The organism is Candidatus Accumulibacter necessarius (assembly GCF_036625085.1).
In genome coordinates this window covers 456,931-479,821 of sequence record NZ_JAZKUM010000002.1, presented here as the reverse complement: position 1 = coordinate 479,821, position 22,891 = coordinate 456,931, and the positions used below count along the sequence as shown (strand labels likewise).

The following is a 22,891-nucleotide window of genomic DNA, read 5'->3' as shown; positions in this document are numbered from 1 at the left end:
TTGCAACGCGAACGGGATGACTTCAGAAGGGCAACTTGTCGCACGACCCGGCAAGGCAGCCTCTTCACCCTCATTAACTCGGAGACAAGCATGGATCAATCGAATCGTTACGCCGACCTCAGCCTCAGGGAAGAAGACCTGATCAAGGGTGGCAAGCACATCCTGGTGGCTTACAAGATGAAGCCGAAAGCTGGCTATGACTATCTGCAGGCCGCCGCCCACTTTGCCGCCGAGTCGTCCACCGGGACAAACGTCGAGGTATGCACCACCGACGATTTCACCCGCGGGGTCGACGCACTGGTCTATCTGATCGACGAACCGAGCGAAGAGATGCGCATCGCCTATCCGCTCGATCTCTTCGACCGCAATGTCACCGACGGGCGGATGATGATCGTTTCCTTCCTGACGCTGGTCATCGGCAACAATCAGGGTATGGGCGACATCGAGCACGCGAAGATCTACGATTTCTACATGCCCGAACGCGCCATCCAGCTCTTCGACGGCCCGGCCAAGGATATCTCCGACATGTGGCGGATTCTTGGTCGCCCGATCAAGGACGGCGGTTATATCGCCGGCACGATCATCAAACCAAAGCTTGGCCTGCGGCCGGAGCCCTTTGCCAAGGCTGCCTACCAGTTCTGGCTCGGCGGCGACTTCATCAAGAATGACGAACCGCAAGGCAACCAGGTGTTTGCCCCGATGAAAAAGGTCATGCCCCTGGTGTACGACGCCATGAAGCGGGCACAGGATGAGACGGGACAAGCCAAGTTGTTCTCGGCCAACATCACCGCCGACGACCACTACGAGATGTGCGCGCGTGCCGACTATATTCTCGAGACCTTTGGCCCCGATGCCGACAAGGTCGCCTTCCTGGTTGACGGCTACGTCGGCGGCCCCGGCATGGTGACCACTGCGCGCCGGCAATATCCCAACCAGTACCTGCATTACCACCGTGCCGGCCACGGCGCGGTCACCTCGCCGAGTTCCAAGCGCGGTTATGATGCCTACGTGCTGGCCAAGATGTCGCGTCTGCAGGGTGCCTCGGGAATTCACGTCGGCACGATGGGTTACGGCAAGATGGAGGGCAGCGCCGATGATCGCGCGATCGCTTACGTCATCGAGCGCGACGAGTACCAGGGTCCGGCCTATCATCAGAAATGGTACGGCATGAAGCCGACCACACCGATCATCTCCGGCGGCATGAACGCGCTGCGTCTGCCCGGCTTCTTTGCCAATCTTGGCCACGGCAACGTCATCAACACTTCCGGCGGCGGCTCTTACGGTCACATCGACAGCCCGGCGGCAGGGGCCATTTCGCTGCGTCAGGCCTACGAGTGCTGGAAGGCGGGTGCCGACCCGATCGAGTGGGCCAGGCAGCACAAGGAATTTGCCCGTGCTTTCGAGTCCTTCCCGGGCGACGCCGACATGCTTTATCCGGGCTGGCGCGAGAAGCTCGGCGTCCATCGCTAGAAGCGGCCAGGCTTCAGGTTCAAGGGCACAGCAAGGGGTGGTTGGCCGGGAACAGCGGTCGGGAGCACGCTCCCTAGCAGCGCTGCAGACAGGGGACAGGCAATGACCGACAGGGAGCAGTTCAAGGTTTTTCAAGCACCTTTCTACCAGCCGCAGCGGAATGAGGTGGCGCTCTATGAGGCCGCTTACGCGGCGCGGTTGCCCGTGATGGTCAAGGGACCGACCGGCTGCGGCAAATCGCGCTTCATCGAATACATGGCCTGGAAACTCGGCAAGCCGCTGATCACGGTTGCCTGCAACGAAGACATGACCGCCTCGGACCTCGTCGGCCGCTACCTGCTCGAAGCCAACGGCACACGCTGGCTCGACGGCCCTCTGACCACCGCTGCGCGTATCGGCGCGATCTGCTACCTGGACGAAATCGTCGAAGCGCGTCAGGACACGACGGTGGTGATTCACCCGCTGACCGACCACCGACGGACGCTGCCGCTCGACAAAAAGGGCGAACTGATCCACGCCCACGCCGATTTTCAGCTGGTCATCTCGTACAACCCGGGCTACCAGAGCCTGATGAAGGACCTCAAGCAGTCGACCAAGCAGCGCTTCGCCGCCTTCGAGTTCGACTACCCCGATGCTGCCCTCGAAACAACGATCCTGGTCAGCGAAAGCGGCATCGATGCGACCACCGCTGCGCAACTCGTAAGCATCGGCGCTGTCGCCCGCCGCCTGCGGGGGCACGGCCTCGACGAAGGCATCTCGACACGCCTCCTGGTCTACGCGGCGACGCTGATCAAGGGCGGCGTTACCCCGCACGACGCCTGCCGGATGGCACTGGTACGACCGATCACCGACGACCGCGACATCCGCGACACTCTCGATCACGCGATCGACGCCACGTTCGCCTGAGCCGCAAACGGCTGCCATGCCCTCCCCCGAGAGCCCGGATGCCGCCTGGCCCGAACGCCTGGCGGCATACCGCGCGCAACTCGACTGCCGTTTCCCGCAGGTCGGTGAAGTCTTCGAAGCCTGCCTGCTCGACGCGCTGCGTGTCCTCTCGCCCGCCGGCGTCAGCGCCTACCTCGAGTGCGGGCGCTTCCTCGGCCGCATGGGGCGTGGTGTCGAACCGCTACTCACCTTCCTCGAAGAATGGCCGTCGACCGCCGGCATCCTTGGCGAAGACGCGCTGCCGGCGATCAATCACACCCTCCAGCTGATCTGGAAATCGCCAAACGGCAAGGCGATCACCCCCTTCCTCCAGACGCTGGCCGCGGTCGCCCGCCGGCTTCCCTCGCGCGAGCAGATGCAGCACTACCTCGATCTCACGCTTGATCTGATGGAGCGCACCAGCGGCTCGATCCACGGCATCCACAAGAGTTTCGCCAGCCACGGCCTGCCCGACTTCCTTGCGCAGGCACCGATCCTGCTCAACGGCCTGGCGATCGGTGGACTGCAGAACTGGGTCGACTACGGCATCCGCAACTACGGCAACCACCCCGACCGCCAGCGCGCCTACTTCAGCCTGCAGTCAGCCGACAGCCGCGCGGTCTTCCAGCGCGAACGGCACGGTACCTTGCTGGTCGATCACGAACACCTGCTCGACCTCTGCCTGCGGGGACTCTGGGGTGACAGCGCCCAGCTGGTACCGTACGCCAGCAGCGCTGACCCGACCGGACATTCAGCGCAGGCGGATGCGTCTGCGCCTTTGCTCCCCTACTACGACGCGTCCGGAATTCGCCTGCCTGACGTCCTCGACGACGCCCTGGGCGTGAGCGGGATCGACCGCTACCGGGCGAGCCTGGCGCACATCGCTGGTCACCGCCGCTGGAGCACACCGCTGTTCGCGGACAACTTCAGCCCGATGCAGCGCATGGCGATCGAGATGTTCGAAGACAGCCGCATCGAAAGGCTGATCCTGCGGCAATACCCGGGGCTGCACCGCATTTTTCTCGCCCTGCACCCCACACCCGTTGAAGGCGCCTGTAACGCCGCAACGCATTCCTGCCTGCGCCATCGACTGGCGATGCTCTCGCGCGCGCTCCTCGACCCCGCGCACGGCTACCAGGACGCGGCGCTGCGCGAGTTTGTCGAGCGCTTCGCGCAGACGATGGCCAGCGGCGAAGCAAGCAGCGAGGCGGTCGCCACGCTCGCGCTCGCCTATGTCGCGCGCACCCGCCGGCAGAGCGACCAGCTGGCGAACGTCCATTTCGCCGACACGGTGATCACCTACCGCGACGATAACCGTCACCTCTGGCGATTCCACGAACTCAGCGACGACGAGGAGATGTTCGAGCCGCGACCAACGACCGCTGCGGCCGAAGTCGACCGGCTGCCGCCGCGCCACTACCCCGAGTGGGACTATCAGAGCCAGACCTACCGACCCGACTGGGTCAGCCTTTACGAATCGCTCCATCCGTCGGGGGAGGCCGCGCTGATCGATCGCCTGTTCGACAAGCACGCGGCGCTGGCGCGGCGCCTGAAACGCCTGCTCGATCTGCTGCGCCCGCAGGACAGGCTGCGCGTCCGCTACCAGGAGGATGGCAGCGAACTGGATCTGGACATTGCCATCCGCTCGTTGATCGACTTCAAGAGCGGCGCCACGCCCGACCCGCGGATCAACATGAGCCATCGTACGAACGGGCGTAACCTCGCCGTGCTGCTGTTGCTCGACCTCTCCGAGTCGCTGAGCGACAAGGTCAGGGTTGGCAACGGCGAGCAGACGGTGCTCGAACTGAGTCAGGAGGCGGTGTCCCTGCTGGCCTGGGCCATAGAACAACTTGGCGATCCGTTGGCAATTGCGGGTTTTCATTCGGACACCCGGCACGACGTGCGTTACCTGCATCTCAAGGGCTTCAGCGAGGGCTGGGGCGACCCCGTCAAGCGCCGCCTGGCGGCGATGCAGGCGGGCTATTCGACGCGAATGGGCGCTGCCATGCGTCACGCCGCGCATTATCTCGCGGCGCAGCCAGCCGAGAAGAAGCTGATGCTGATCCTGACCGACGGGCAACCTTCGGACGTCGATGTTCAGGACGAACGCCTGCTGATCGAAGACGCCCGCAAGTCTGTCGGGGAACTCGAACAGCAGGGAATATTCACCTACTGCATCAGCCTCGACCGCAAGGCCGACGAGTACGTGCATGATATCTTCGGCGGGCGATACGCGGTGATCGACAACATCGAGCGGCTGCCGGAGAAGCTGCCCGAGCTGTTCATGGCGCTGACGCGCTAGACTGCTTCCTGCGCCATAGCAAGGAGAAGTGCGTGCATCTGAATACCTGGCTGCTGTTCGTCGTCACCGTATTTTTTGTCTCCGCCACCCCCGGCCCGAACATGCTGCTGGCGATGAGCCATGGCATACGTTTTGGCGTGCGTGGCGCCTTGCCGACGATGGCCGGTCTGTTGTGCGCGCTGGGCCTGATCATGGCCGCCTCGGTTGCCGGGCTGGGCGCCTTGCTGGCGGCGTCGGAGACGGTGTTTACTCTGGTGAAATACGCCGGCGCCGGATACCTGGTATGGCTGGGCTATCAAGCCTGGTGCGCGCCGGTCGGGGAAACCGCTTGCACCCCCGCTGCCATCGTGGATGCACCGATCAGCGGCGGGCAGCGCTTTCGGACGGGCTTTCTGGTGGCGATGAGTAACCCGAAAGCCTTTGTGTTTTTTGCCGCCCTGTTTCCGCAGTTCACCCGTGCCGACATGCCGCAACTGCCGCAATGGCTGGCTCTGGCCGTCACTTTCTACGTCATCGAGAGCAGCTGGCAACTGGCCTACGTCTACGGGGGCGCCGCGCTCCGGCTATGGCTGACCAGCCCGCGGCGACAGCGCCTGCTCAACCGGCTTGCGGGCGGATCGTTCATGGCTGCGGGTATTGCCCTGAGCACGGTGAGCAATCGCTGAGCCCGTGTTACCGAGTCTTGCGCCTTGCGTCGGCGAACAGTTCTCGACCGAGCCGGTCGGGAACGCGCCCCGTGATCGGCCGGACCAAGCCCGGTTCAACACCCTGGGAAACGGTGTTCGGAACACCCCCGACCACGCGGTCTGCAACCCAGTCCTGCTGGACCGAGTCTGGCTGGCGCGTCAGCGCCCGCAGGACGATTCGTCGAGGCGCTTGATGCCAAGTTTGACCATGATGCTCTCGGCCGGGCAAAACCGGGTGAAGCCGCTCTGGAACAGGTTCGCCCCGACGAAGGCGGTAAACCACAGGAAGTACTTCGAAACGAAAAGCGGACTCTCCGGCACGCCGAGGGCGAGTGAAATCAGGATGAAACTGCCGGCCATGATGCGTACGGCACGATCGGTCGTCATGCTGGGTACTCCTTTCTGAAGGCTGCGTAGTTCTACTTTGTCAGATTGTCTTTCAATCTAATGCTGAGAGCATGGCGGCTTGCTTTCTGTAGGCGGATTCCATGGCTTTGTGCCGCCGTCGATGCCTATCGATGATGGATGCCGCGAGGTCTTCGTCGGTGACGATCTTGGTAGGCAGCCGATGGCGCATGATCTCTATCAAGTCACGGCAGGAGAGCAGTTCAGCCGTCTCGCGATGGGCCAGGCGCTCCTTGGCCAGGAACATGGTGGCGATCATGACCAGGGCCATGTGATGGTGCCACGCCTGCCAGCGGCGGACCTGATACTCGGCCATGCCGCAGGCGCTCTTGGCCTCTCGGAAGGACTGCTCGACGAAATGGCGCGCTCCCTGCATTTCCGCCAAGCGGCGCAAAGACGCCCTGGGCTTGGCATTGGACAGGCCGAATTTGAGTTTCGTCCCATCGAGTTCCCGTCGTACCAGGAGATGCCAACGGCTCGCCAACGGCGCCTCGCCGTCCCAGACCCACACCCGCTGGGTGAGATAGTCGGCCATCACCTCGCCCTTCTCGCCGTCACGGATCGACAGACGCCCCCAGGCGGATGCCGACTGCGTGGCTGCCCACGCGGCCACCGTCATGGGCACCGCCGTGGTCCGCAGCCGACGGGGCGCTCGACCCTTCGACGAACGACGAGCCGCCACCGCGGGTGCGGGATCCTGGAGATAGATCGCCTGATCCGAATGCACCTCAGCGAAGAAGATCTCTCCCTCGACATCCAGTTCCCCGAGCAGCCAGGGCAAGTGCCCGTAGCCGCCATCAAAGGCGACGAAAGAGAAGTGCAAGCCTTCCCGCCTCAGGCGAATTACCATGTCCAGAGCGATCTCGCCCTTGGTGCGGAACGTCTGCGCCTCCTCAGGCACCCCCACCGCCTCGCAACGTGTCGTATCTTTGGCCCACTTCTCCGGCAGATACAAGTCGGCATCCACCACGCTTGCTACGCCATCGCGCGTCACCGCCGCGAAGACGCCCACCTGACAGTTATCGACCTTCCCCAAGCGACCGTTCCACTGCCGCGCCACGCCCGCGGACATGTTTCCCTTCTTCCCGAACGCGCTCTCGTCCAGGAGTAGAGCGCTGGGATAGCCGAAGTGGGCGTTGGCATCGACCACCAGTTGCCGACGCACCGCGCGCCGATCCCAATTGGATTCGCTAAGCATATGATGCAGTGGCTGATAGCGGCTGTCGGATACGGTTTCCGCCATGCACTCCAGGTTACGGCGCGAACTCTGGAACAGCCCGTGCAGATACCGGCGCGCGGTGTCTTCTACCGAACGGGTCCGGCTTCGAAAGCAATGGAGATAGGGCGCGAAGTGCGAATCGAAGTGCTCGAGTGCCGAAGCGACCAGCGAAGATATGCTATCGACGTAATGGAGTTGACATTGTCATTTACAACTCCATGAATAGATTAAACAATCACGACGTATGGCATTCTAGCACATGACAAACGCAGATCACAGGAAGGCGAATACGAATCTGACAAAGTAGAAGTAGTACAACACCGGGATCACCACCAGCGTCAGCAGGGTGGAGACGAAAATGCCGAAGATCAGGCTGATCGCCAGCCCGTTGAAGATCGGGTCGTCGAGGATGAACAGCGCGCCGAGCATCGCCGCCAGCGCGGTCAGCGCGATCGGCTTGGCGCGCACGGCGGCGGACTGGATGATCGCTTCGCGCAGGTCGACTCCATCGGCGAGTTGCTGGCGTATGAAATCGACCAGCAGGATCGAGTTGCGGACGATGATTCCGGCGAGTGCGATCATGCCGATCATCGAGGTCGCGGTGTATTGACTGCCAAGCAGCGCATGCCCCGGCATGACGCCGATGATGGTCAGCGGGATCGGCGCCATGATGATCAGCGGCACCAGATAGCTCTTGAAGTGGGCGACGACCAGCAGGTAGATCAGGATCAGCCCGACGCCGTAGGCAATGCCCATGTCGCGGAAGGTCTCGTAGGTGATCTGCCATTCGCCGTCCCACTTGATGCTGTAGCCGGCGTCGGGGGCGGCCGGCTGGCGGATGAAGTATTCGCCAAGCGTACCGGCACCGCCTTCGAGGCCGTCGAGCGACCGGCCGACGATGTCTCCGCGCGCAGCAAACATGCCGTACAGCGGTGAATCAAGCTTGCCACCCATGTCGGCGACAACGTAGACGACCGGCAGCAGGTCCTTGTGGTAGACCGCTTTCTCGCGCGGCAGCTCGCGCACTTCGACCAACTCCGAGACCGGGACCAGGTGGCCGCCACGCGAGCGGACGCGCAGCTTCAGCAACGCGTCGAGCGAACTCTGCTGCTCGGCGGGCAAGGTCAACCGTACCGGAATTTCGAACTTCGAATCGGTGTTATGCACCGGCGTGACGTCTTCGCCGGCCAAGCCCATGCGGACCACGTCGACGATGTCGCTCTGTGCGACGTCGAGCAGCGCCGCCTTGTTCTGCAAGACATGCAGAATCGTCTTGCTGCCGTCGGCGGTGACCGAATCGTCGATCGCCACCAGATCCGGATCCGCCTCGAACAACCGGCGCACTTCCCTGGCGACGGCGATCTGGCCGCGGTAGTCCGGCCCATAGACCTCGGCGACGATCGGCGACAGAACCGGCGGCCCGGGCGGCACTTCAACCACCTTCGCGTTGCCGCCGGCGCGGCGACCAATCGCCTCGACCGCATCGCGCACCGACGTGGCAATTTCGTGACTCTGCCGCGAGCGCTGCTTGTGGTCCACCAGGTTTACCTGCAGGTCGCCAAGTTCCGGGGCCGCCCGCAGGTAGTACTGGCGCACCAGGCCATTGAAGTTGATCGGGCTGGCGGTACCGGCGTAAGCCTGGTAATCGCTCACTTCCGGGACCTTCACCACCTCGCTGCCGATTTCCCGCAACACGCGCGCGGTTTCCTCGAGCGGCGTACCCACCGGCATGTCGAGAACGATCTGGAACTCGCTCTTGTTGTCGAAGGGCAGCATCTTGAGCACGACCAGCTTCCACGCGGCGAGCGATACGGAGCCAAGGATCAACAGCAGAATGGCAAGCAGCAGCCAGCGGCGCGCCTTCTGGCCGTGCTGCGGGTCGAGGAAGGGCGACAGCAGGCGACGGAACAGGCGGTCGAGCCGGCCAGCGGCCGGCGAGCCAGCGGCGGCATCATGCGCAGCCGCGTGCGCCGGGCTGGCCAGCAGGCGTGCCGCCAGCCACGGCGTGATGACGAAGGCGACGGCCAGCGAGATGAACATTCCCAATGACGAGTTGATCGGGATCGGGCTCATGTACGGCCCCATCAGGCCGGTCACGAAAGCCATCGGCAACAGTGCGGCGATCACGGTGAAGGTGGCAAGAATCGTCGGCCCGCCCACTTCGTCGACCGCCAGCGGGATGATCTCGAGCAACGGCTTGCCGGGCTGCAGCATCTGCCAGCGGTGAATGTTTTCGACGACCACGATGGCGTCGTCGACCAGGATGCCGATCGAGAAGATCAGCGCGAATAGCGAGACGCGATTGAGCGTGAATCCCCAGGCCCAGGAGGCAAACAGAGTCGCCGCGAGCGTCAGGCTGACCGCGACGCCGACGATCAGCGCCTCGCGCCGTCCGAGCGCAAAGAACACCAGCACAACGACAAAAGCAGTGGCGAAGACCAGCTTGCCGATCAGCTTCTGCGCCTTGTCGGTCGCCGTCTGGCCGTAGTTACGGGTCACCGTGACCTCGATTCCCTCGGGAATCAGGGTGCCCTTGAGCGATTCGACGCGCTCGATCACCGCGGTGGCGACGTCGGCGGCGTTGACCCCCGGCTTTTTGGAGATCTGCACGGTCACTGCCGGAAACTCGCCATCACGGTTGCCCAGCCAGACGTAGCGGCCTGGCTGATCGGGCCCATCCTCGACGCGCGCGACATCGCCCATGAACACCAGCTTCCGCGCGCCGGGGTTGCCGCGCACCGCGACCACGAGTTGCCTGACGTCGGCCGCTGATTCCAGGTAGGTACCGGTCTGGACGAGTACTTCGCGGTTGCCGGCGACCAGGCTGCCAGAGGACTGCAGTACGTTGCCGACGCGCAGCGCTGCCGCCAGATCCTGCGGCGTAACGCCGTAGGCGTTCATCCGTTCGCTGTCCATCAACACCCGCACGACGTGATCGGGGCCACCCAGGGTAGACACATCACGGGTTCCTTTGACCCGCTTCAATTCGGTCTCGGCGGCACGCGCTACCTGCTGGAGGTCGAAGGCGGAGCGTGCCGGATCGGCCGTCCAGAAGGTCAGCGAGACGATCGGCACGTCGTCGATGCCTCTCGGCTTGACCGTTGGCTCGAGCACGCCGAGGTTCGGCGCCAGCCAGTCGCGATGCGAATGCACCGTATCGTAGAGGCGAACGACGGCATCGGCATACTTGACGCCAACGGCGAACTGCACGGTCACCACCGCCAGCCCCGGCCGTGACACCGAATAGACATGCTCGATTCCCGACATGCGCGACAGCACCTGCTCAGCCGGCGTCGCGACCAGGTTCTCGACATCGCGCACCGACGCGCCGGGAAAGGGAATCAGCACGTCGGCCATGGTCACGTCGATCTGCGGCTCTTCCTCACGCGGTGTGACCAGCGTCGCGAAGACGCCCAGCAACAGCGCCACGAGCGCCAGCAGCGGGGTCATTTGCGAACTGGCGAAGAAGCGGGCAATGCGGCCGGAAATGCCCATCGCGCTACTTGCCCTGCTGCCGCGCGGATTTGATCTGGATTGCAGCTTTCACCGGGTCGAGAACCACACGCTCGCCAGCCTGCAGCCCGGCCAGCACCTCAACCTCGCCGGCCGCGACCACTTCGCCGAGACGCAACTGGCGCAGGCTCAGCACCCCCTGCTCGTTCTGCACATAGACCGCAGCGACCTCGCCACGTCGGACGACGGCTGTCTGCGGTACCGTCAGCTTGTTGGCGCGACCGATCACGAAGTGCGCCCGCGCATGCATGCCGGGAACAACCCCGGCGATTCCGGCCGGCAGACCGACGCGTACCGACGAGACATGTGTCGCCGCATCGGCGGTCGGCAGAACACTGACGGTGGTTGCGTCGACCCATCTTCCCAGTTCCGGAAACTCGACCCTGGCCTGCCGTACCGAGCGCATTTGCGCCAGCCGGTACTGCGGGATGCTGCCGGTGACCCGCAGGCCACCAGGTTCGTAGATCGACAGCAGCGGCTTGCCGGGAACCGCCATTTCACCAAGCTCGGTGAAGCGCTCCGCGACGATACCGGACACGGGTGCGCGCACTGTCGCGTGGCCGACGCCGACCGTCGTCTGCCCCTGCGTCGCCTGCGCCGCATCGAGATCCGCTTTCGCCTTGTCCACCGCTGCCGGACTGACGAAGCCTTGCTGACGCAGGCTGAGCATTCGCTGGTAATGGGCGCGGGCATTGACATACTGTGCCGACGCGCCGGCCGCCACCTCGCTCGCTTCACGGGCGTCGATCTTCATCAGCAGATCACCTTTGTTCACTGCCTGCCCGGCGTCGACATGCACTTCGACTACCCGGCCCGAGACCTGCGCCGCCAGCGTCGCCTGATTGACCGCCTCGACCAGCGCTTCCACCGGCAGCGTCAGATCGACGGGACGCGACTGCACCACCCTGTCCGGCAGAGTCTGCGCCTGCACGGCAAGGGAAGCGGCGGCAGCCAGGCCGGCAACCATCGCCGGCCACCTGATCGATCGCGCCTGTGGATTAATTGACATGTGTATAAGAATATACTGATATACGTGCGAATACAAGCACCAGCCAGCGCCAATCGGGGACTGCGCGGGCAATTCCTCTTGACGCACGGGCAACCTGAATGAGACAAAGCCGGGGTCTGCCCATCGGAGTCCAGCCATGAAAGTCCTCTGCCTTGCCCTGGTCACGGCACTGCTGGTCACCAGCTGCGGTCACTCCCCGTCTACCACCCGAGCGCTCGCCCCCGGCGCCACCGACACGCGCCAGCCGGAAGGTACCTCGGAGCACACGGTTCAGACTGGCTGGCAGGGGCGGAAGTTTGCCGTGGCGACGGCGCACCCGCTGGCCAGCGAAGCCGGTGTGGCCTTGCTCCGAGCCGGCGGGACGGCGATCGACGCGGCAATCGGCGCCCAGATGGTGCTCGGACTGGTCGAGCCGCAGTCGAGCGGCATTGGCGGCGGCGCCTTCCTGCTCTACCACGATGGCCGCGAAACGGTCGCCTTAGACGGTCGCGAGACGGCACCGGCGTCGGTCGACGAGCGATTGTTCATCAAGGCGGACGGCAAGACAATGGCGTTTCATGAAGCCGTCGTCGGTGGCCGCGCCGTGGGTGTACCCGGCGTCGTGCGGATGCTCGAGGTGGCGCATGCCGAGTATGGCCGACTGCCCTGGGCGAGCCTCTTCCAGCCGGCGATCCGGCTGGCCGAGGACGGCTTCCCGGTCGGCCAGCGATTGCACACCTTGCTCAGCACCGATCCACACCTGCGGAAAGACGCGCCGGCCGCGGCCTATTTCTACAACCAGGACGGTCAGCCACTGGCTGTCGGTCACATCCTGCGCAACCCCGAGCTGGCCAGCGTCCTGCGCCGGATTGCCAGGGAAGGATCACAGGCCTTGTACACCGGCGAGATCGCGCAGGCAATCGTCGACAAGGTGCAGCGGCATCCGGGCAACCCCGGCCAGCTGAGCATGGCCGACATGGCAGCCTACCGGCCGCAACGGCGCACTCCGCTGTGCAGCACCTATCTCCCGGAAAAAGTGGTACCCCGACGGGCGTACCTGATCTGCGGCTTTCCCCCGCCCAGCTCGGGGGCGATCGCCACTGCCCAGATTCTCGGCATCATGAATGAGACCGAGGCCGCGTCGCTGCCGTTTTCGGATCCCCTCTGGATGCACTATTACACCGAAGCCTCGCGCCTGGCTTTCGCCGACCGCGCCCAGTATGTCGCCGACCCCGACTTTGTTGCCGCCCCGGCAGGCAGCTGGAAGTCGCTGATCGGGCCGGACTACCTGGCAGCGAGAGCACGGCTGATCGGCCCGCAGAGCATGCAGGTAGCGAGCCCGGGCAGGCCATCGCCCAAGGCTGCAGCGCAGTCGCCGATGCCCGAACAGGTCGAGTACGGCACTTCACACCTCAGCATCGTGGACGGCGACGGCAACGCCTTGGCGATGACCAGCACCATCGAGGATGCCTTCGGCGCGCGCCAGATGGTCAGGGGGTTTCTGCTCAACAACCAACTCAGCGATTTTTCCTTCACCCCGACCGACGAGCGGGGCGTACCGGTCGCCAACCGCGTCGAACCCGGCAAGCGCCCACGCTCGTCGATGAACCCGACGCTGGTCTTCGACCAGGAAACTGGCGAACTGGTGATCAGCGCCGGCTCGCCCGGGGGTGCCCTGATCATCCACTACACGACCAAACTGCTCTACGCGACCCTGAACTGGGGCTTCGCGCCGCAACCGGCGATCGATCTGCCCAACTTCGGCTCGCTGAACGGCCCGACGCTACTCGAGGAGGGTCGCTTTGCCCCGTCTTTCATCGAAGCGCTCAGGGCCAGGGGCCATGAGGTCAAGGAAGTCGGGATGAGCAGCGGACTCCAGGCCATCGCAAGAGACCGCGACGGGTACACCGGTGGTGCCGACCCGCGCAGAGAGGGCAGCGTGCTGGGTGAGTAAGCCGCCAGCGACGAGGTCCGGGCCAGCCAGGTGCCGGCGACCTGTTCCCCTCCCCTGTCGGGATGTCCAGCACCTGGGACCTGCACGTTCCAATCAAGACGCACGACCGGTTCGGTTGAAGGTTAAGCGGGGTTAGGCTCATTCAGTCGCCCGTTGGCGACCCGCGAAGACGTTGTCGACGGACTTCCGGGTGGCCTCGAAGATCGCGCTCCAGGTCGCGTCCACTTGCCCGGTTTGGTCCGAGAGCTCGTGGTTTCGACCGTAGGCCAACAGTCGACGGCCTGCGTACTCGGCAAATCCGCCGTTGCTGTCGAGCATCCCGAGCAACTGCGCCCGACTTTCCTCTGGCAAGTCATCCGCCCGCTCACCCGTCGGCTCGTAGTGATTGGATGAGCTCCACATCACTGCCGAATAAGCGCATAGAGCACGACCCGTCGCCTCATGGTCGCCGAGAAGCAAGGTCACGTGGATCAGGAGCTGAATCTGCGCGACGTAAAGTGACAGGCAGTCGATCGAGCCGGTCTGGCCGGCCTCGACGAGCTTGGCCAGCGCCTGCGACATCGCCTGCAGCCGCCTGAGATCGCTATCCTCGACCGCCGGGTAGAACTCGAAATCGAGCTCGGTCTCCCGTTCCCCGGGTTTGAGTTCGGAATGGTTGTTGTCGATGCGCCGCCTGACGTCTTCGATGTTCGCCTTGAACTCGTCGGGACTCATCACCATGAACACCTCGGCAAGGCCCGCTCGGACCTGTGCGGCGGTCAACGAGGGTGCCGTTCCCTGCTTGCTCCAGATCGTCCGACCCAGCTTCCCGTCCATGGCTTGCTGAAGGGCCAGTTGCGATGCCTTCTTTTCGATCGCTTTTTCATCGAACACGACCGTCACCCGGTCGCGGTATCGCTCGTCGTGCAGTTGTTCGAGCTCCCACAGGGCACTTTCGGTGATCGATGACACGTAGACGATGAAATGGTCCATCCGCGGAATCAGTTCGAGGACCCCGCGTTGCCAGTGCAGCGCGTTGAGGTAGATGGCCGCCGGGCGCTGGCGGATCCACCGGATCATCTTGTCCAGGTTGGCGTAGTACCGCTCTGCGGTCACCGTCTCCGAATCGACCTCCTTCGGACTGAGCACCTTCAAGAGCGGCCGCTCCAGCAGCGCCGGCAGATCCAGCGTGAAACCCGTGGTATCCCAGGTCGAAATACCCGTCGCCACGCCGACGCCAGTCGTGAAGGCCGCCTCGAAGTCGTAGCCCCGCAGATAGAGCACGTGCTTCGCATCGTCGCGATGCCGGAGTCGCGAGTTTGCGATCGTGTGGCACAGAAGTACATACATGCAGACGCCAACGACCTCGATCAGAGCGTTGTAGTCGAGTGCGCGAAAATCGAGCAGCATCTGGCGGCCAAGCGGCGTCGGCCGCGTCAGGCCCTCGCTCATGCCGTCCTGGTATTGCCGGTTCAGCGCGGCCAGAATTGAAGAGAGATGGATGTTGAACTTGCGATGGACGTAATACCCCAGCAGCTTCCTGGAAGCCTCATCGAGCAACTTGAAATCGACAAGCTCGGCGGCGGTCTGATTGGTCATCGGATCTCCTTACGATTCGGCCGGTCGAGCGTGACCCCCTTGCGCCGCAGTTCGCGGTGAACACCCGGCCCAACGGCTTCGGGACGACTCTGGCTCGAGGGCGCCACCGGCGGGTGGAACTGCGCCTCCTGCCACAACTCGCTCACTCCTGCCGCAGTACGTGATTGAGCGCACCGGGCTGCGTCCCGGCGGTCAACTGTTCTTGCGGCTCACCGACGCCGGGGACATTTTCATTCGGCCCGCCAAGGAGCGCGAGGTTCATGCGGGTTACGCAGCGGACGACGCGCCTCCGACATTCAAACACGAAGCGCTGACGCCGATCAAGACGCAGATGCTCGCGCCGTGCGGTGCAGGAGGCCGAGTCAACGCCGCACGCGCAGCCTGTTTGATGTCTTCGACGCGCTGGATCGCCATATCGCGACACAGCTGCATGCCGTCATTTCCCGGCTAGACACTCCAAGGAGTCGCGCAGGCTCCACTTTTGCCCGTGACTGCCAAAGCGTATGATGTACAAAATACTGCACATCTTGTGCGGCTCAGGAGGCCATCATGGGTATTTCCGCAAGCGACGTAATTCCTCTCTCGCACGCCCGAGCGAACTTCTCCGAACTGGCTGAAGAGGTCAAGGGCGGCGCCGAGAAGATCATCACCAAGAACGGTGAAAGCTACATCGCCCTGATCGACGCCAACCGTCTGGACTACTACCACCAGCTGGAGCGCGAGCGCATTCATTTGCTGCTGATCGACGACGCTTCCAAGGGACTTGACGATGTGGCCGCTGGCAAGGTGAAGGACGCCCGCAGCGCCATTACCGCCCTCAAGCGTCGGCGTAGCGCGTAACTGGTCGAGATCACCGGGTTCGCGGAACCGTATTCATGGGCCGTTGGCGTGGCAGTTGATCCGATACCCGAGAGCATCGCGCAGCTGGGACATTGACCCGGCAGCGACGGCGTTGTACGTCGATGCCTACCGAACAACTTGGGATACTGACGAGGACCGGCAATAAGCATGGCGAAAAAACCTGTCGTCAAATTCACTGCAAGTTTCGAGCGCAACCTCGAAGGAATCGAACTTTTCCTGACCGAAGTGGAAGCACCGCAGGCCCTCGACGGCTTGCTGGATGAATTGCTCGAAACGGTGATCCCCAACCTTGAGCGCTTCCCTGAAATGGGCAGGCCGTTTTTGGCCCGCCAACCGCGGTCTGTCGAGACCACCAACGCACTCGCAAGCCTCCGCACAAAGTTGTCTGCGCTGACGCAGGACATGGACGCCCTGCGCGAATACGTCCTCAAGGACTACCTGCTGCTCTACGCGCTGATTGGCGAAACGATTTGCCTGCTCGCGATCCGGCACCAGCGGCAGCTATCGTTTGACTTCGAGGGACATTGGCGACGATAGGCCAACGCCAGAGTACTATCCGTCATAGCAGTAAAAGAAAACAAACGATGACCTACAGCCCGCACCAGCTAGCGTATTTCGCGTATCAACTGACCCGCCGTCCCGCGTCAAATTCCATGGACCGCATGGCCGGTGCGCTACTGGATGCTCAAGTCGACTTGAATCCCCACCAGATCGACGCCGCCCTGTTCGCGACGAGCAACCCGCTGTCCAGGGGTGCCATCCTTGCCGACGAAGTCGGTCTCGGCAAAACCATCGAAGCAGGCTTGTTGATCGCTCAGAAATGGGCCGAGCGCAAACGCCGCATTCTCGTCATCACCCCCGCCAACCTGCGCAAGCAGTGGCACCAGGAACTGGCAGACAAGTTCGGTATCGCTGCCGCGCTCCTTGAAGCCAGGTCCTACCGGCAAGCCGTCAAGGACGGTGCGACAAATCCGTTCGACCTTGCAGGCAACAGCGCCACCGTACTCATCTGCTCCTATCAATTCGCGGCAGGCAAAGCCAAGGACATACAGTCCGTATCGTGGGACCTGGTGGTCATCGACGAAGCCCATCGCCTGCGCAACGTCTATAAGCCGGAGAACAAGACCGCCCGCATCCTGCGCGATGCACTGACGCTGCCGCACAAGGTCTTGCTGACGGCAACGCCGCTCCAGAATTCCTTGCTGGAACTCTACGGACTGGTCAGCTTTGTCGACGAGCGCGTATTCGGCGATCTGGATAGCTTCCGCGCCCAATTCGGGCAACTCAAGGACACCGCCAGTTTCGATGCGTTGAAGAACCGCATTGCACCGATCTGCAAGCGCACGCTGCGCCGACAGGTCGAGGCCTACGTCAAATACACCCGGCGCATTCCGATGCTGCAAGAATTCGTACCCGGTGCCGACGAAACCAGGCTCTACAACTACGTCTCGGAATTCCTGCAACGGCCATCACTGTATGCCCTGCCGAACAGCCAGCGACAACTGATCACACTGGTCCTGCGCAAGCTGCTGGCGTCCTCCACCTTCGCCATCGCTGGGGCGCTGGAAACCCTCATCAAGCGACTAGGCCAGACCCTCGACGAAAAGGCGGCGACTACCGACCTTGCAGACGAACTTGACCAGGATTACGAAGCCCTCGACGAACTGGCAGACGAACTCGATGCCGTCGCCGATGGCAGCACCAAGGTATCAACCGCAGCCGAAATCGCCGCCATCCAGGCCGAAGTCGGCGAACTCGAATCGTTCCGCAATCTGGCTATTTCCATTACCGAAAACGCCAAGGGCACTGCATTGCTGCAAGCCCTCAATGTTGCGTTCAAAAAACTGGACGAACTCGGCGCCGCGAAGAAGGCTATCGTCTTTACCGAATCCCGCCGCACGCAGGACTACCTGCTGAGACTGCTCGCAGGCACCGATCACGGCCCCGGCGTGGTCCTCTTCAATGGCAGTAACACGGATGCCAGGGCCAGGGAAATCTACGCGGAGTGGATCGCCCGGCATACCGGCACCGACCGGGTATCCGGCTCACGCAGTGCCGATACCCGCGCCGCGCTGGTCGACTACTTCCGCGACCATGCTGGCAAAGGCGGCAGCATAATGATCGCCACGGAGGCCGGTGCCGAAGGGATAAACCTCCAGTTCTGCTCGATGGTCATCAACTATGACCTGCCATGGAACCCGCAACGGATCGAACAGCGCATCGGGCGTTGCCACCGCTACGGGCAGAAGCACGATGTGGTTGTCGTCAACTTCCTGAATCGCGACAACGACGCCGACCGGCGCGTCTATGAGTTGCTGGCCCAGAAGTTCCAGTTGTTCGATGGCCTCTTCGGCGCCAGTGATGAAGTGCTGGGGGCGGTGGAGTCCGGTGTCGATTTCGAACGCCGCATCGCCGAGATATACCAGACCTGCCGCCACCCCGAGGCCATTCATACGGCCTTCGAGCAACTGCAACTCGACCTGGCGGGCGAGATCTCCGACGCCATGCTCAATGCCCGCAGGGCGCTACTGGAAAACTTCGACGAAGACGTGCAAGAGCGACTGCGCCTGCGCAACAGCGATGCCCGTGCCTCCCTCGGCAGGCTGGAGCGCCTGTTGATGCGCTTCACCCGCGCCGCGCTCAACGGGCATGCAACTTTTGACGAAGACGATAGCGGCTTCCTGCTGAGCAGCCTGCCCAATGGCCTGCGGGATGGAAACGCGACCGCGATCCCCCTGGGGCGTTACGAGTTACCGCGCCGGAGCGCGCAATGGGAAGTTCTCGCGCATATCTACCGCATGGCGCACCCTCTCGCACAGGGCTTGATCGACCATGCCCAGCGCGCGCCGCTGACCCCCAGCAAGCTGGTGCTCGACTACGACGCCTACGGGGCGAAGGTCTCGGTCATCGAGGCCTTGCGGGGCCAGACTGGCACGCTGATGGTTCAGCACCTGCGCATCCATTCCCTGGGCGCGACCGAAGAGCATCTGTTGGCTGCTGCCATTGACGCCGATGGAAATGTCTTCGATGCCGAGGTAACCGACCGCCTGCTCGGCATGCCTGGGTCTCCCGTTCCGTTGCCACGTGTTGACGGTGCTCCGCTTCAGCAATCGCTCTCGGACGATCTCGCCCCGGCGCAGCAGAACATGCTCGATTTCGGCGCTGCCAATGTGCCGATTCCGCCAGCGCTGCAACAGCGGATCAACCAGCAACAGGCACTGGTGATTGGCGACCTTGAGTCGCGCAACCTGTTGTTCTTCTCGCAGGAGACGGAAAAACTCGATGCGTGGGCTGACGATCTGAAGGTCGGCCTTGAGCGGGAGATCAAAGACCTTGACCGGCAAATCAAGGAAGCGCGCACCAGGAGCAAGCGCGCGGCTACCCTGGCCGACAAGCTGCAAGCGCCGAAGGAACAACGCGATCTTGAGAGGCAGCGAGACAAGAAGCGGCGCGAACTATTCGACCGGCAGGATCAGGTTCAGGCCCGGCGAGACAGCCTGATCGACGAACTGGAGCAGCAGTTGGGGCAGCAAGTAACGGCTACCCGGCTCTTTGCCGTGGAATGGGAGCTGCTGTGATGATAGATTGGAGGCAGTAATGAACAGAACAACCGCCATCGAACTGCTTACCCGCAGCAAGCCCGAACTGGCAGCTCGCTTCGGGGTGACGGATCTCGCACTGTTCGGATCAACCGTCCGCGACGCCGCCCGGAGCGATAGCGACGTCGATATCCTCGTCGCTTTTGATGGCCCGGCAACATCCGAGCGTTACTTCGGCGTTCAGTTCTACCTCGAAGACCTCTTCGGTGCGCCGATTGATCTCGTGACCGATAAAGCGTTGCGTCCCGAGCTGCGTCCGTTCGTCGAAAAGGAGGCCGTCCATGTCTGACCATGCAGCGCGTGAATGGCGCTTCTACCTCGACGACATGATCGGCTTCGCCGAAAAGGTCATCGCTTACACCGACGGACTCGATCAGGCTCGATTCGTTGCCAGCGGGCTGAATTACGACGCCACCGTGCGCAATCTCGAACTGTTCGGCGAGACCGCAACGCGCATCCCGGATGCTGTCCGAGCCGCCAACCCCCAGCTACCTTGGCGGCTCGTCATCGCCACCCGTAACCGGCTGATCCACGGCTACCTGGGGATCGACAACGATATTTTGTGGAGCATTATCCAAAGCGACATTCCAGCCCTGTTGCCACAACTGCGCGAACTCCGGGATCGGACGACATGACCGAACCGACCATCATCTGGCCAAACTGCAAGACCGAAATCCGGCTGACCGAATCGCTGGCAGCTCCGCTGATTGCGGCAACCAGAAAACAGTTCGAACAACAGCCATCGCAGAAGGATGAAGAGATCGCCAAGCGCGAGCTGGAACTGACCGTTGAAAAGCGCGTGCAGGAAGGTCTCGGCGATGTCCGCGAGCAGGCGAAGTGCGAAGCAGAAAAAGAGCTGAAGCTGAAGGTCATGGAAAAGGACCAGACCATCGCCTCAATGCAGCAAACAATCGAAGAACTCAAACAGAAGGCCGAACAAGGCTCCCAGCAGCTACAGGGTAAAGTTCAGGAGCTTGAGCTTGAAAACCTGCTGGGCTCCAAGTACCCGTTTGACTCCATCGAACCGGTCCCCAAGGGCGAATTCGGCGGCGATGTCCTGCAACGGGTTGTCAGCCAGAGCAGCCAGCAGGCTGGCACGATCCTTTGGGAATGTAAACGCACCAAGATTGGAGCGACGGCTGGCTCGTCAAGTTCCGCGAGGACCAGCGTACTGCCAAAGCCGAGATTTCCGTCCTCGTCAGCCAGGTGCTTCCCAAAGGCGTCGAAGCCTTCGATGTCGTTGACGGCGTATGGGTGACCAGCCCGCGTGCGGCGTTGCCGGTGGCGACTGTCTTGCGTCACACGCTGCCAAAGGTCGGCATGGCGCGGCAGGTTTCGGAAGGCTAGCAGACCAAGACCGAAATGATTTACCAAGACCTGACCGGGCCACGATTCCGGAATCGCGTCGAGGCCATCGTCGAAGCGTTCTCGACAACGCAGGAAGACCTCGACAAGGAGCGCAAGGCGATCATGAAGCAGAGGGCCAAGCGCGACGAACAAATCGAGCGCGTGATGGGGTCCACTGTCGGCATGTATGGTGATCTGCAAGGGATTGCGGGAAAATCCTTGCAGGAAATGGAAGGGCTGGATTTGCTTGCTCTGAGTCCTAAGGGGATATGAATGCTAACTAAATTGACCATCAAGAACTTCAAGCGGTTTGATGGGGTTGAGGTTGTTCTGGGCAAGTCAGTCGTTCTCATCGGACCGAACAACTCAGGGAAGACCACGGCGCTTCAGGCGCTGGCCCTCTGGGAGCTTGGTTTGCGCCGGTGGACTGAAAAGCGAACAGGTAAGTCCACTGCACTCCAAAGACAAGGTGTGGCCATCAATCGGCGCGATCTGGTGGCGCTTCCAGTCCCCGTTGCCAATCTTCTTTGGCGCGACCTGCATGTACGTAACATTGACCGGCAAGCAGGAGCGCCAAAAACGCAAAATATTCGCGTCGACATTCTGGTTGAGGGTATTACCGATGACCAAGCGTGGTCGTGCGGACTTGAATTCGATTATGCAAACGAAGAATCCTTTTATTGCCGGCCACTCCGGCTTGAGGAGGGTAAACAACCCGAGCGCATGCCGATTCCGGAACCGGCGACCCAAGTCAGAGTGGCATTGCTGCCGCCGATGTCCGGGTTGACGGATCGCGAGTTCATCAAACAGCCAGGGGAAATTGGCGTGTTGATCGGGCAAGGCCAAACCGCACAGGTGTTACGCAATCTATGCTACCGGGTCTGCTGGTCAGACGACAAAGCGGGCAAACCGTCTGGCGACTGGATTACGCTGACGGCGCAGTTATTCCGCCTGTTCGGAGTGAAACTGCTTAACCCAAAGTTTGTTGCCGAGCGCAGCGAAATTGTTATGGAATACGAAGAAAAATCCGGCACACGTCTGGACATATCCTCTTCCGGCAGAGGCTTGCAGCAAACCTTGCTGATCCTTGCGCACCTGTATGCCAATCCGCGGACGGTGTTGTTGCTGGACGAGCCTGACGCACATCTTGAAGTGCTACGACAGCGTCAAACCTACCAACTCATCAACGATCTTGCCGAAGAAAAAGGCTCACAGATCGTCGCTGCCAGCCATTCTGAGGTTGTGCTCACCGAAGCGGCGAATCGCGGCACGGTAGTCGCGTTCGTTGGCAGACCACACTTATTGAATGACCGTGGCAGCCAAGTGATGAAGGCGCTAACGGACTTGGGCTGGGATCAGTACTATCAGGCAGAACAGACCGGCTGGGTGTTGTATGTCGAAGACTCAACGGACCTAGCCATTCTCAAGACATTCGCCAGAATTCTGGAGCATCCCGCTCAGGCCCTGCTGGACATGCCTTTTGTCCACTATGTCGCAACCAACTTGCCGCAGAAATCCCGCGATCACTTTAACGGGCTGCGTGAAGCCAAGAGCGATTTGGTCGGCATTGCCCTGTTTGACCACCTCGACCGCGCACTTCAGCCCAACGAAAATCTGAATGAAGTCATGTGGGTCAAGCGGGAAATCGAGAATTATTTCTGCACTCGACAGGTACTGACTGCCTGGGCGGTCCATGATGTGGCGGATGACCTGTTTGGTGTTGCCGAACGGGTCACCCGGCAGAAGGCAATGGAAAAGGCCATTGCCGAAGTCACGCACCTGTTGGAGATCGACGAAAAATCACCTTGGTCTCCTGATGTAAAAGCCACGGACGAGGTTCTGGATCGCATTTTCCGAGTTTTTTTCAAGGAAATCGGTTTGCCTTTGTCGTTCCGAAAGCGTGACTATCACCTGCTAGCTGGGTTTTTGTCGAAGCTACAAATTGATCCAGAAGTGATTGAAAAACTTGATGCGATAGCCGCTGTTGCTGCCCGCGCTAAACCGGTGGGGATGTGACGAATGGCCTTGCGTGTAGGGTATGGCGG

General features: G+C 62.2%; 17 protein-coding genes and 1 pseudogene. 13 read left to right on the top strand and 5 right to left on the bottom strand.

Features of this window, described 5'->3' with window-relative positions; translation table 11 throughout:
• Positions 1-90: 90 nt before the first annotated feature.
• The 4 genes from V5B44_RS06515 to V5B44_RS06500 all read left to right on the top strand — a co-directional run bounded on the left by V5B44_RS06515 (position 91) and on the right by V5B44_RS06500 (position 5,361).
• On the top strand, positions 91-1,470 hold the full coding sequence (locus V5B44_RS06515; protein WP_332358274.1) for a ribulose-bisphosphate carboxylase: 1,380 nt from the start codon (positions 91-93) through the stop codon (positions 1,468-1,470).
• Positions 1,471-1,572: 102 nt separating this feature from the next.
• Positions 1,573-2,376: a CbbQ/NirQ/NorQ/GpvN family protein gene (locus V5B44_RS06510; protein WP_332358273.1), complete on the top strand. Its 804-nt coding sequence runs from the start codon at positions 1,573-1,575 to the stop codon at positions 2,374-2,376.
• A gap of 16 nt (positions 2,377-2,392) precedes the next feature.
• The gene (locus V5B44_RS06505) at positions 2,393-4,696 is read left to right on the top strand and encodes a nitric oxide reductase activation protein NorD (RefSeq protein ID WP_332358272.1); all 2,304 of its coding nucleotides are present in this window, start codon (positions 2,393-2,395) and stop codon (positions 4,694-4,696) included.
• A gap of 32 nt (positions 4,697-4,728) precedes the next feature.
• Positions 4,729-5,361, top strand: coding sequence for a LysE family translocator (locus tag V5B44_RS06500; RefSeq protein WP_332358271.1), 633 nt, complete (start codon positions 4,729-4,731; stop codon positions 5,359-5,361).
• Between the two features lie 180 nt (positions 5,362-5,541).
• Here V5B44_RS06500 and V5B44_RS06495 read toward each other — a convergent pair whose 3' ends face one another.
• The 4 genes from V5B44_RS06495 to V5B44_RS06480 all read right to left on the bottom strand — a co-directional run bounded on the left by V5B44_RS06495 (position 5,542) and on the right by V5B44_RS06480 (position 11,486).
• On the bottom strand, positions 5,542-5,769 hold the full coding sequence (locus tag V5B44_RS06495; RefSeq protein ID WP_332358270.1) for a YgaP family membrane protein: 228 nt from the start codon (positions 5,767-5,769) through the stop codon (positions 5,542-5,544).
• Between the two features lie 52 nt (positions 5,770-5,821).
• Entirely contained in the window at positions 5,822-7,174 is a 1,353-nt protein-coding gene (locus V5B44_RS06490; protein WP_332357861.1) for an IS701 family transposase, read from the bottom strand.
• A 105-nt stretch (positions 7,175-7,279) separates the two neighbouring features.
• A complete protein-coding gene (locus V5B44_RS06485; protein ID WP_332358269.1) occupies positions 7,280-10,501 on the bottom strand; it encodes an efflux RND transporter permease subunit in 3,222 nt (1,073 codons plus the stop codon).
• 4 nt (positions 10,502-10,505) lie between these two features.
• Positions 10,506-11,486, bottom strand: coding sequence for an efflux RND transporter periplasmic adaptor subunit (locus V5B44_RS06480; RefSeq protein WP_332358268.1), 981 nt, complete (start codon positions 11,484-11,486; stop codon positions 10,506-10,508).
• A gap of 178 nt (positions 11,487-11,664) precedes the next feature.
• On the opposite strand from V5B44_RS06480, the gene ggt reads away from it, so the two are divergent.
• Entirely contained in the window at positions 11,665-13,461 is a 1,797-nt protein-coding gene (gene ggt / locus V5B44_RS06475) for a gamma-glutamyltransferase (protein WP_332358267.1), read from the top strand.
• 138 nt (positions 13,462-13,599) lie between these two features.
• Here the strand turns inward: ggt and V5B44_RS06470 are convergent, their stop codons facing one another.
• On the bottom strand, positions 13,600-15,039 hold the full coding sequence (locus V5B44_RS06470) for a hypothetical protein (protein WP_332358266.1): 1,440 nt from the start codon (positions 15,037-15,039) through the stop codon (positions 13,600-13,602).
• A gap of 160 nt (positions 15,040-15,199) precedes the next feature.
• Here V5B44_RS06470 and V5B44_RS06465 point away from each other — a divergent pair, with 160 nt between their 5' ends.
• The 8 genes and pseudogenes from V5B44_RS06465 (at position 15,200) to V5B44_RS06430 (ending at position 22,862) form a co-directional block, all read left to right on the top strand.
• Complete coding sequence (locus tag V5B44_RS06465; protein ID WP_332358265.1) at positions 15,200-15,490, top strand: hypothetical protein; 291 nt, start codon at positions 15,200-15,202, stop codon at positions 15,488-15,490.
• A gap of 98 nt (positions 15,491-15,588) precedes the next feature.
• Positions 15,589-15,879 carry a type II toxin-antitoxin system Phd/YefM family antitoxin gene (locus V5B44_RS06460; RefSeq protein ID WP_332358264.1) on the top strand — a complete coding sequence of 97 codons (291 nt, stop codon included), beginning with the start codon at positions 15,589-15,591 and terminating at the stop codon, positions 15,877-15,879.
• A gap of 168 nt (positions 15,880-16,047) precedes the next feature.
• The gene (locus V5B44_RS06455) at positions 16,048-16,437 is read left to right on the top strand and encodes a type II toxin-antitoxin system RelE/ParE family toxin (protein WP_332358263.1); all 390 of its coding nucleotides are present in this window, start codon (positions 16,048-16,050) and stop codon (positions 16,435-16,437) included.
• A 47-nt stretch (positions 16,438-16,484) separates the two neighbouring features.
• Positions 16,485-19,478, top strand: a complete 2,994-nt coding sequence (locus V5B44_RS06450; RefSeq protein ID WP_434735410.1) for an SNF2-related protein — start codon at positions 16,485-16,487, stop codon at positions 19,476-19,478.
• 19 nt (positions 19,479-19,497) lie between these two features.
• A complete protein-coding gene (locus V5B44_RS06445; protein ID WP_332358262.1) occupies positions 19,498-19,788 on the top strand; it encodes a nucleotidyltransferase family protein in 291 nt (96 codons plus the stop codon).
• Positions 19,781-20,134 (top strand): HepT-like ribonuclease domain-containing protein, encoded by a 354-nt coding sequence (locus V5B44_RS06440; protein WP_332358261.1) that lies wholly within the window; start codon positions 19,781-19,783, stop codon positions 20,132-20,134. The genes V5B44_RS06445 and V5B44_RS06440 overlap by 8 nt, the downstream gene beginning before the upstream one ends.
• A pseudogene (locus V5B44_RS06435) lies at positions 20,131-21,119 on the top strand (DUF2130 domain-containing protein). Before V5B44_RS06440 ends, V5B44_RS06435 begins: the two are co-directional and overlap by 4 nt.
• On the top strand, positions 21,120-22,862 hold the full coding sequence (locus V5B44_RS06430; RefSeq protein ID WP_332358260.1) for an AAA family ATPase: 1,743 nt from the start codon (positions 21,120-21,122) through the stop codon (positions 22,860-22,862). It abuts the pseudogene before it with no gap.
• Positions 22,863-22,891 lie beyond the last annotated feature (29 nt).